The 9,380-nt window shown below is 63.9% G+C and carries 8 protein-coding genes, 1 tRNA gene and 2 rRNA genes (1 of these 11 cut by a window edge); 3 read left to right on the top strand and 8 right to left on the bottom strand.

The window, feature by feature from the left end:
* The 3 genes from LHU95_RS21330 to LHU95_RS21320 all read left to right on the top strand — a co-directional run.
* A 23S ribosomal RNA gene (locus LHU95_RS21330) occupies window positions 1–1,821 on the top strand; it begins 928 nt to the left of the window's first position.
* A gap of 120 nt (window positions 1,822–1,941) precedes the next feature.
* A 5S ribosomal RNA gene (rrf, locus tag LHU95_RS21325) occupies window positions 1,942–2,056 on the top strand.
* Between the two features lie 35 nt (window positions 2,057–2,091).
* Window positions 2,092–2,168 (top strand) — tRNA-Met (locus LHU95_RS21320).
* A 359-nt stretch (window positions 2,169–2,527) separates the two neighbouring features.
* Here LHU95_RS21320 and LHU95_RS21315 read toward each other — a convergent pair.
* The 8 genes from LHU95_RS21315 to LHU95_RS21280 form a co-directional block, all read right to left on the bottom strand.
* Window positions 2,528–2,896: a recombinase family protein gene (locus tag LHU95_RS21315; protein ID WP_248708969.1), complete on the bottom strand. Its 369-nt coding sequence runs from the start codon at window positions 2,894–2,896 to the stop codon at window positions 2,528–2,530.
* A gap of 17 nt (window positions 2,897–2,913) precedes the next feature.
* Entirely contained in the window at window positions 2,914–3,192 is a 279-nt protein-coding gene (locus LHU95_RS21310; protein WP_248708968.1) for a hypothetical protein, read from the bottom strand.
* Window positions 3,189–3,443, bottom strand: a complete 255-nt coding sequence (locus LHU95_RS21305) for a hypothetical protein (RefSeq protein WP_248708967.1) — start codon at window positions 3,441–3,443, stop codon at window positions 3,189–3,191. The genes LHU95_RS21310 and LHU95_RS21305 overlap by 4 nt, the downstream gene beginning before the upstream one ends.
* A gap of 496 nt (window positions 3,444–3,939) precedes the next feature.
* On the bottom strand, window positions 3,940–5,280 hold the full coding sequence (locus tag LHU95_RS21300; protein ID WP_248708966.1) for an LLM class flavin-dependent oxidoreductase: 1,341 nt from the start codon (window positions 5,278–5,280) through the stop codon (window positions 3,940–3,942).
* Between the two features lie 84 nt (window positions 5,281–5,364).
* Window positions 5,365–6,690: an FAD-binding oxidoreductase gene (locus tag LHU95_RS21295; RefSeq protein ID WP_248708965.1), complete on the bottom strand. Its 1,326-nt coding sequence runs from the start codon at window positions 6,688–6,690 to the stop codon at window positions 5,365–5,367.
* An 11-nt stretch (window positions 6,691–6,701) separates the two neighbouring features.
* A complete protein-coding gene (locus tag LHU95_RS21290) occupies window positions 6,702–7,505 on the bottom strand; it encodes an ABC transporter permease (protein ID WP_248708964.1) in 804 nt (267 codons plus the stop codon).
* On the bottom strand, window positions 7,492–8,349 hold the full coding sequence (locus LHU95_RS21285) for an ABC transporter permease (RefSeq protein WP_248708963.1): 858 nt from the start codon (window positions 8,347–8,349) through the stop codon (window positions 7,492–7,494). Before LHU95_RS21285 ends, LHU95_RS21290 begins: the two co-directional genes overlap by 14 nt.
* Window positions 8,330–9,376, bottom strand: a complete 1,047-nt coding sequence (locus tag LHU95_RS21280; protein ID WP_248708962.1) for an ABC transporter ATP-binding protein — start codon at window positions 9,374–9,376, stop codon at window positions 8,330–8,332. Before LHU95_RS21280 ends, LHU95_RS21285 begins: the two co-directional genes overlap by 20 nt.
* Window positions 9,377–9,380 lie beyond the last annotated feature (4 nt).

Genomic DNA, 9,380 nt, shown 5'->3' with positions numbered 1-9,380 from the left:
GCGGCAGACAGACTGTGGGTGCTAAGGTCCATAGTCGAGAGGGAAACAGCCCAGACCACCAGCTAAGGTCCCCAAATAGTGGCTAAGTGGGAAAGCATGTGAGACGGCCAAAACAACCAGGAGGTTGGCTTAGAAGCAGCCATCCTTTAAAGAAAGCGTAATAGCTCACTGGTCTAATAGCTGTCTTGCGGCGAAAATGTAACGGGGCTCAAGCCACTTACCGAAGCTGTGGATTCATCGAAAGATGAGTGGTAGCGGAGCGTTCCCTAGGCCTGTGAAGGTGAACCGTGAGGTTTGCTGGAGGTATGGGAAGTGCGAATGCGGACATGAGTAGCGACAAAGAGGGTGAGAAACCCTCTCGCCGTAAGTCCAAGGGTTCCTGCGCAAGGCTAATCCGCGCAGGGTGAGCCGGCCCCTAAGGCGAGGGCGACAGCCGTAGCCGATGGGAATCAGGTGAATATTCCTGAGCTCGTCAGAAGTGACGGCCATGAACTTCAGTTATCCCTTATTGGATTGGGGTGGCTGCTGGATTGGTCCGGGAAATAGCTCTGACATTGAACCGTACCCTAAACCGACACAGGTGGACTGGTAGAGTATACCAAGGCGCTTGAGAGAACCATGTCGAAGGAACTAGGCAAATTGCTCGCGTAACTTCGGGATAAGCGAGACCCATGTTTGCGCAAGCAGATGTGGGTGGCACAAAGCAGGGGGTGGCGACTGTTTAGTAAAAACACAGGGCTCTGCGAAATCGAGAGATGACGTATAGGGTCTGACGCCTGCCCGGTGCCGGAAGGTTAAAGGGAGATGTGCAAGCATCGAACTGAAGCCCCGGTAAACGGCGGCCGTAACTATAACGGTCCTAAGGTAGCGAAATTCCTTGTCGGGTAAGTTCCGACCTGCACGAATGGCGTAACGACCTCCCCACTGTCTCCGGCATGGGCTCAGCGAAATTGAATTCCCCGTGAAGATGCGGGGTACCCGCAGTTAGACGGAAAGACCCTATGAACCTTTACTGCAACTTCGCAGTGGCGCCAGGAAGGGACTGTGTAGGATAGGTGGGAGGCTATGAAGCATGGGCGCTAGCTTGTGTGGAGCCAACCTTGAAATACCACCCTGTGCCTTTTTGGCGTCTAACCGAGCCTGGTTATCCCGGGCCGGGACCCTGCGTGGTGGGCAGTTTGACTGGGGCGGTCGCCTCCCAAATTGTAACGGAGGCGCGCGATGGTGGGCTCAAGCCGGTCGGACATCGGCTGTTGAGTGCAAAGGCATAAGCCCGCCTGACTGTGAGCGTGACAGCGCGAACAGAGACGAAAGTCGGCCTTAGTGATCCGGTGGTCCCTCGTGGACGGGCCATCGCTCAACGGATAAAAGGTACTCTAGGGATAACAGGCTGATCTCCCCCAAGAGTCCACATCGACGGGGAGGTTTGGCACCTCGATGTCGGCTCATCGCATCCCGGGGCTGGAGCAGGTCCCAAGGGTTCGGCTGTTCGCCGATTAAAGCGGTACGTGAGCTGGGTTTAGAACGTCGTGAGACAGTTCGGTCCCTATCTGCTGTGGGTGTTGGAGACTTGAGAGGATCTGTCCCTAGTACGAGAGGACCGGGATGGACATACCTCTGGTGCACCAGTTGTCACGCCAGTGGCACCGCTGGGTAGCTAAGTGTGGACGGGATAACCGCTGAAAGCATCTAAGCGGGAAACCCACCTCAAAACCAGGTCTCCCCGAGGGCCGTGATAGACCATCACGTTGATAGGTCGTCTGTGGAAGCGCAGTAATGCGTGCAGCTAAGCGATCCTAATCGCCCGATAGGCTCAATACTCTACCTTTGCAGTCCAAGGTTCGTCCTGGACACCGCACGCAGCACCAAACCCCACTTCACTCATCCACTCAAAACCAACCAATCCATCACCACCTGAACCACAGGTTTTCGGTTCGGTGGCCTGGTGCCTATCGCGGAGTTGAAACACCCGATCCCATCCCGAACTCGGCCGTGAAACACTCCTGCGCCCATGGTACTGCCGCTCAAGCGGCGGGAGAGTCGGTCAGCGCCAGGCCACCAAACCGAAAACCTTTTTTTAGTCCCACTTCACGCGGGGTGGAGCAGCCCGGTAGCTCGTCAGGCTCATAACCTGAAGGTCACAGGTTCAAATCCTGTCCCCGCATCCACTTTAACCGAACCCACGAACATCGCAGGGACATCAGCTCCACCCGCGTGCAACAATGCCGCGAGGTGGCCGATCAGCTCGATCCTGGAAACCGTCCCGTCCTCCCCTGCGGGATGGATCTCCACACGAGAAATCAACTCACGCAGCGCCTCCCGGACCTCCGGTGAGGCGCTTTTTTGCATGGATTCCCGAAGAGACTGAACCCGGGTCCGGTACACCTCGGACAGGTTCGGGTGCAGGGAAGGGGCCGTGGCTGCGGCGGCACCGTCGCAAAGCGCCCGCTCAAGTTCCGTCTTGCGCGAGGTCAACTCATCCAGCTTGCCCTGAAGCCCCGGCGCCCGGAGCCCATCGGCGATCGCGTCAATCAGGCCAGAGAGCTTTCGCTCCACTTGGCCCAGCTCGCGCTGCTTGCTCGCCAAATCGGCCGACCGGTCTCCTGACAGGCGGTTCCACTCCCGGGTGAACTCCTCCACGAACATCGCCACCAACTCCGGGCGCATGACCGGAACGGATCGCCGACATCAGCGCCTGATACCCAGGCCGCAGCGTCGTCGAGCCCGAAAGCGCATAGTCCGTGAAGGTCTCGGTAATCGACCAGCCCTCACGATCCGCCCGGGATCGGCAAATCCGGATTTGATCCTCAATCGAGGCATCACGCTGGTTTTCAGAGGAAAACCGCGCGTAAAGCGCCACACGGAGCGGGTGGGAGGCGTCGATGGCATGATTCATGTGGGTTGTCCGATTCGTCATCGCGCCAGCCGATGTCGCCGGGCGAAGGCCTTGTCGGCAAGCTCTTTTGTCGCTGCGCGCTTGCTGGCGACGGCCGCATGGAAAGCCCGGGCAGCTAGTACCGAAGATCCGCGTGTGTAGTTGCTGACCACAACGGCGGCGCCGACGTTGAGGATCGCCGCCGCGATCGCCGCATGCTCTGGCAACTTCAACGGAATAGCGGTGCCCAGACAGTGCCGAAAGCGATGTGTTCCAAAGGCGCCCGCTTTGCCAAAGCGCTTCGCGGATGCCGTCACGATCGAAGATGTGATGCCGGCCTCACCCCGGCGCTGCCAAAGGCCGCATCGCCGAAGCTGGTGCCATCCGTCGTGCTCGGCGACGTGTCCCCATCGGTGATGCTCCGGCCATTGCCCAGCACCATGATCTCGGTCGGCGTCGGCGCTGGCGCTACCGTGCCGCTGATGGCGAAGTTGAAGGTGCTCTCATCGTTGTCGTTGCTGGTGAAGCTGATCTGACCGCTCTTCGTTCCCGCCGTGGTGGCGTTCATGCGCAACTGGAAGGTATCGCTGGCGCCGACGGGCGCGATAACGACGCCCTCATGCGGCCGGATGGCCCTCCTGCCCGTGCAGGGCTGGCTGGCCTGCCATCGATCTCATCGCGGTGTATGACGCGCATTGCAGATCCGCCGATGCCTTTGGCGGCTGGGTAATGGCGAAGCCCGAGGCGAATCATCCCGAAGCACTTCTGCCCGCGCTCAAGTGCGGCCATTTCTAGGCGACCCAGGGGGCCAGCCTGCACAACATCACCTGGGAGGAGAATGCGGTGGAGATCACCTTCTCAGCTGCCGCGGGCATCATGGTGCTGGATGGCGGTTCGCGCGCCGCATAATCAGTTGCGCTCGGGCAGACCCGCGCGCGCCTCTCCATCGCGGCACTTCGCCCGGGTTGCTTTGCGCGCGTGACCGTGGCGGATGCCCAGGGCCGACGCGCCTGGTCCAATCCAATCTGTTTCCCGAGCCAAGGGCCGAATTCGCGTCGCGGCGCCTATGCCGCCGGGCTGCGCGAGTAGCGATTCCAGGGCTGCGCCAAGCCCAGATTTTCGCGGAGCGTCGGCCCCGCATATTCCCTGCGGAACATGCCGCGTGCTCGCAGCTCCGGCAGCACCCATTCGACGAATTGATCGAGCCCCAAGGGCAGCACCGGCGGGCAAAGGTTGAAGCCATCCGCAGCACCCCCCTCGACCCAGGCCTGCATGTCATCCGCGATATCCCTCGCGGTGCCGATGACGCAGCGCCCGCCGAAGCCCGGCGTGATGGTGGCGTAGAGCTGCCGGATCGTCAGATGGTCACGCCGCGCCAGCGCCAGCAGCTTCGCCGCCATGCTCTTGATCCGTGGGTCTGGCGGTTCGGGCACCGGGCCGTCCAGGTCATGGCCGGAAAGATCCCCGAACTGCTGATAGAGATAGGAGAGGCCCAGTTCCGGCGCGACCAGTTCGTTCAGCTGGTCATATTGCGCCTGCGCCTCGGCCCGCGTGCGGCCGATGAAGAGGGTGACGCCAGGCATGATCTTCAGGCTGTCCACGTCACGACTGTGCTTCGCCATGCGGCCTTTGAGGTCAGCGTAATAGGCGCGCCCGGCCTCGATGTCGAAATGCGAGGAATAGACCACATCCGCGTTTGCCGCCGCGATCTCCATGCCTTGCTGCGCGGCACCCGCCTGCACCAGCACCGGCCGGCCCTGTGGCGTGCGCTTGATGGTCAGCGGCCCCTCGACCTGGAAGTGCTTCCCCTTGTGAAACAGCGTGTGCATCTTCGTGGTGTCGAGCAGGATGCCGCTGGCCTTGTCGAAGACGCCCGCATTCTCCTCCCAACTGTCCCAGAGGCCCTTCACCACCTCGACGAATTCGGCCGCGCGCTCGTAGCGCAGATTGTATTCCATGTGTTTTTCGCGGCCGAAATTGCGGGCCTCGATCTCGGACCAGGACGTGACGATATTCCAACCCGCGCGCCCGCCGCTCAGATGGTCCAGCGAGGCCCATTTGCGGGCGATGTGATAGGGCTCGTTATAGGTCGTCGAAGCCGTCGCAACGAGGCCGATATGCGACGTCACGGCGGAGAGGGCAGAGAGCAGCGTCAGGGGCTCCAGCTCGAAGGTCTGATGGGAACGCTGCAAGGCCCCGGGTGGTGTGTCCGGCGTGCGCAGCCCGATGCCATCCGCGAGGAAGACCATGTCCAGCTTCGCGGCCTCGGCGGTCTGCGCGATGTATTTGTAGTGGCTGAACTTGGACGCCGCATCCGGATCGGCCGAGGGGTGCCGCCAGGCCGCGGCGTGATAGCCGAGGTAGCGCATCGAAAGGCCAAGGCTGATCTGCTTCGGACGGCTCATGCATTCATGCTCCTGGCCCGTGCGCCGCCAGTGGCCACGGGAGATGTCGCGGTCATAGCCGATCCTCCGCTTCGAAGCCCAAGCTCAGGCGAGGCGACGATCCAGCCAGTCGCGCAGGCGATACCAGCTGCCAATGGCCGGCAGGAACCAGGGATTGCCGCTGTAGAAGGGCAGGGTGGGGAAATCCCGCCCGTCAAAGGCCGGTACGCGGTTCGCCTGGCCCAGGATCTTCTTGCCGATCTCCGCCCCCAGATAGGAGAGGATGGCGACGCCCGAGCCATTGCAGCCCAGCGCGTAATGCAGGCCCTTCTCCGTCTGGCCCATATGCGGCAGGTAGTCGAAGGCGAAGGCGACATTGCCGGTCCAGGCATGGGTCACGCGGGTGCCCTTCAGCTGCGGCCAGCGCTCCAGCATCATCGCATGCAACAGGGGCGCCGAGACTTCGGGCGTCACCTGAGTGAAGCGCGCGCGGCCGCCAAAGATCACGCGCGTGCCATCGGGCGACATGCGGTAATAGCAGAGCACGCGCCGGCTATCGGCCAGCGTCCGCCGCTTGGGGATCAGGCTCGCCGCCAGGGCCGGGTCCAGCGGCTCGGTCGCGATGATGTGGGAGGCGACGGGAATGAGGCGGCGCTTCAGATCCGGCGTGAGATCCCCGGTATAGCCGTTGGTGGCGATCACCACCTCGCGCGCCTCGATGGCACCGCGCGTGGTCTCGATCTTCCATCCATCGGCCTGGCGGGTCAGCTTTCCGGCGCGGGTATGGCCCACCAGCGTGGCCCCGTGGCGGCGCGCCGCCTCCATCAGCCCGCGGTGATACAGCGCCGGATGGATCTTGCCGGTGCGGTTGATGACCATGCCCCCGTAGTAATAGTCGGAGGCCATTTCCTCCCGCTGGCGTTCGCGCGGGACCATATGGGCATCGGCTTCGGCCAGGGCGTTCAACTGTTCGGACTTGGCAGCCATCCCCTGGTAATGCTTGGGCGTGAAGGCGCCGATGAAGCGGCCGGTGCGTTCGTAGAAGCAGTTGATCCCCTCGCGCGCCACGATGCTCTCGACATGGGTTAGGCTCTCCACCGCGTCGCTCACCATGGCGTTGATGATCGCATCCGCGCTCCCGGCCGAGCGGCCCTTGGCGCCGGAGAGTCCCTTGCCGATGGTATTGCCGCCGGAGACGCCGCCACCATTGCGGGTGGAGGCGCCGAAGCCCAGCGTCTCGGCCTCCAGCACCACCGCATGGGCGCCGCCGCGGCCGAGCTCGATGGCGCAGTTCAGACCTGTCAGCCCGCCGCCGATGATGACGACATCCGCCCGCGCCGGAAGCTCCTCCTGCGGGTCCTGGTCCATCTCGATCGCGTCCCACCAATAGGGGCGCGCCTTGAATTCCGGGTGGAAGAGACGGCTGTCCATTTGGCTGGTCCTCAACGCGACATGGTGGTGGCGAGGGCGCCGCGGCCGAAGATCGCCGTGAGCCCGAGGCAGATGCCCACAAGCAGGATCTGCGTGACGGAGACCGCCGCGATGGTCGGGTCGATCTCCATCATGATGTTGTCGAACATTTTCTTGGGCAAGGTCATTGCCGCCCCTGAGAGGAACATCGCCACCACCAGCTCATCGAAGGAGCTGATGAAGGCGAGGAAGGCGGCGGAGATCAGGCTGGGGCGCAGCTGCGGCAGGGTGATGCGCCAGATGGCGACCGGCCAGGAAGCACCCAGCCCCATCGCCGCCTGTTCCTGTGCGGGGTCGAAGCCACGCAACCCGGCCCCCACCAGGATCACCACGAAGGGCAGGGCAAGGACGGTATGCGCGATGGCCACGCCATACCAGACGCCGATCAGCTGGAGCCGCGCGAAGATGCTGTAGATGGCGATGGAGAGGATGATGGTCGGCACGATGATGGGGGCCGCCGCCAGCCGGTCCAGCATCCATATGCCGCGCCGCTTTGACCGCACCAGCAGGAAGGCCAGCGGTACGCCGAGCAGCATGGCCAGAACGGTGCAGAGTGCGGCCACCTGGAAGCTGCGGATCGTCGCCTCGATCCAGATCTCATCGCCGAAATAGCGCTGGTACCATTGCCAGGAGAAGCCGGGCGGCGGGAATTGCATGTAGGAGGCGGAGGAGACGGAGATCGGGAAGACCACCAGCAAGGGCAGCATCAGGAAAGTGAAGACCAGCATGGTAAAGCCGGTCAGCACCCAGGCGCCGAGGCGGCTACGGCGCTGCAAGGCGGCCTCCCTTGGTCAGGCGGCCGATGCCGGCATAGATCAGCAGCGTGACCGCCAGCAGCACTGCCGAGAGCGCTGCCGCAAAGGGCCAGTCCAGCAATTCGCGCACCTGCTGCTCGATCAGCATGGCGATCATGATCACGCGGCCCCCCCCCAGCAAAGCCGGGGTGATGAAGAAGCCCAGCGCCAGCACAAAGACCAGCGCGCAGCCGGCGGCCACACCCGGCATCGAGAGCGGCAGCACCACGCGCAGAAAGGCGCGCGTGCGGCTGGCGCCCAGCCCCTCGGCCGCGCGCGTCAGGTCAGGGTCGATGCGCAGCAGCGCGGCATAGATGGGCAGCACCATATAGGGCAGCAGCACATGCACCATGCCGACCAGCACACCGCCCAGATTGTGCAGCAGCGGCAGGGGGAACTCGATCAGCCCCCAATCGCGCAGCATCCGGTTGATGACGCCATTGCGGCCCAGCAGCACCATCCAGGCATAGGTGCGAACCAGCACGCTGGTCCAGAAGGGCAGCAGCAACGCGAACATGCCGAGCGCCAGCCCCAGCCGACTGGCCCGCGTCAGCCAGAGCGCCACGGGGTAGGCGAGACTGAGGCAAAGCAGCGTCACCATCGCCGCGATCTTCAGGCTGTCCAGCAGCACGGCGAAATAGAGCTCATCCAAGGCCGCGCGCTGGATGTGCACCAGGCTGCCATCCGCCACCGACATGGAGAGCAATCGCAGCACCGGCCAGGCGAAGAGCAGAAGAAGCAGCAGCAGGGCGGGCAGGGCCAGCAGCAGCAGCACGCGCTCATGCCGGCGCGCCGGCGCCCTGCGGTCAATCGCGCGGGACGACATGGACATCCTCCGGGTGGAAGCCGACCAGCACATGGTCACCCTCGGCCATGGGGGCGGGGTCCGAGGGGCGCAGCGGGATGCGCGCCAGCAGGTCCGGCCCCACCTCGGGCCGGAGGCGCAGCTTGACCGAGAGGCCGAGGAAGATCGTTTCCAGGACCACCGCCTGCGCCCGGCAGGGGGCGGACTGTGCCTCGGCCTCCAGGCGCAGGGCTTCCGGACGCAGCAGAAGGGTTGCCGGCCCATCCGGCACCGGAAGATGCAGGTCTCCGAAGCCCGGGATCTCCACCCGCCCGCCGCTGGCCGTGGCCTCCAGCAGGTTTGACTCACCGATGAAATTGGCGACGAAGCGCGAGACAGGGCGGTCATACACCTCGGCTGGCGTGCCGATCTGCTGGATCAGCCCTGCATTCATCACGGCGATGCGGTCCGACATGATCAGCGCCTCCTCCTGATCATGCGTGATAAAGAGGGTGGTCAGCCGGAGGCGCCGTTGCAGGCGGCGCACCTCCAGTTGCAACGACTCCCGCAGCTTGCGGTCGAGCGCGCCGAAGGGCTCATCCAGCAGCAGCAGGGCTGGGCCGAAGATGACGGCGCGCGCCAGCGCCACGCGCTGCTGCTGCCCGCCCGAGAGTTGCCGGGGCAGCCGCGCCTCGTAGCCGCCCAGCTCCACCAGGGCCAGGGCCTCGGCCACGCGGCGGGTGACCTCGGCGCGGGGGATGCGGCGCATCTCCAGCGGGAAAGCAATATTTTCCGCGACCGTCAGATGCGGAAACAGCGCGTAGTTCTGGAACACCATGCCGACATTGCGATGCCGCGCTTCGGTCAGCGTGACATCCTGCGCACCCAGCTGGATCTGCCCTTCATCGGGCAATTCGAAGCCGGCGACGGCCTTCAGCAGCGTGGTCTTGCCCGAGCCGGAGGGGCCCAGGATGGTGAGGAACTCCCCCTCCTCGACATCGAGATCCACGCCGGCCAGGGCGGTGACCGCGCCAAAGCGCTTGACGATGCCGTTGAGCGCCAGGCGCATCCGC

The sequence above is a fragment of the Sediminicoccus sp. KRV36 genome (assembly GCF_023243115.1).
In the GTDB taxonomy this organism is placed as follows: Bacteria; Pseudomonadota; Alphaproteobacteria; order Acetobacterales; family Acetobacteraceae; genus Roseococcus.
The sequence above is the reverse complement of the archived record's forward strand: the minus strand, read 5'-3'. Positions and strand labels throughout refer to the sequence as shown.

Coding starts and splice junctions, on each gene's coding strand:
- LHU95_RS21315 (WP_248708969.1), bottom strand. CDS start 2,896: ATGAATCATGCCATCGACGCCTCCCACCCGCTCCGTGTGGCGCTTTAC.
- LHU95_RS21305 (WP_248708967.1), bottom strand. CDS start 3,443: ATGAACGCCACCACGGCGGGAACGAAGAGCGGTCAGATCAGCTTCACC.
- LHU95_RS21300 (WP_248708966.1), bottom strand. CDS start 5,280: ATGAGCCGTCCGAAGCAGATCAGCCTTGGCCTTTCGATGCGCTACCTC.
- LHU95_RS21295 (WP_248708965.1), bottom strand. CDS start 6,690: ATGGACAGCCGTCTCTTCCACCCGGAATTCAAGGCGCGCCCCTATTGG.
- LHU95_RS21285 (WP_248708963.1), bottom strand. CDS start 8,349: ATGTCGTCCCGCGCGATTGACCGCAGGGCGCCGGCGCGCCGGCATGAG.
- LHU95_RS21280 (WP_248708962.1), bottom strand. CDS start 9,376: ATGCGCCTGGCGCTCAACGGCATCGTCAAGCGCTTTGGCGCGGTCACC.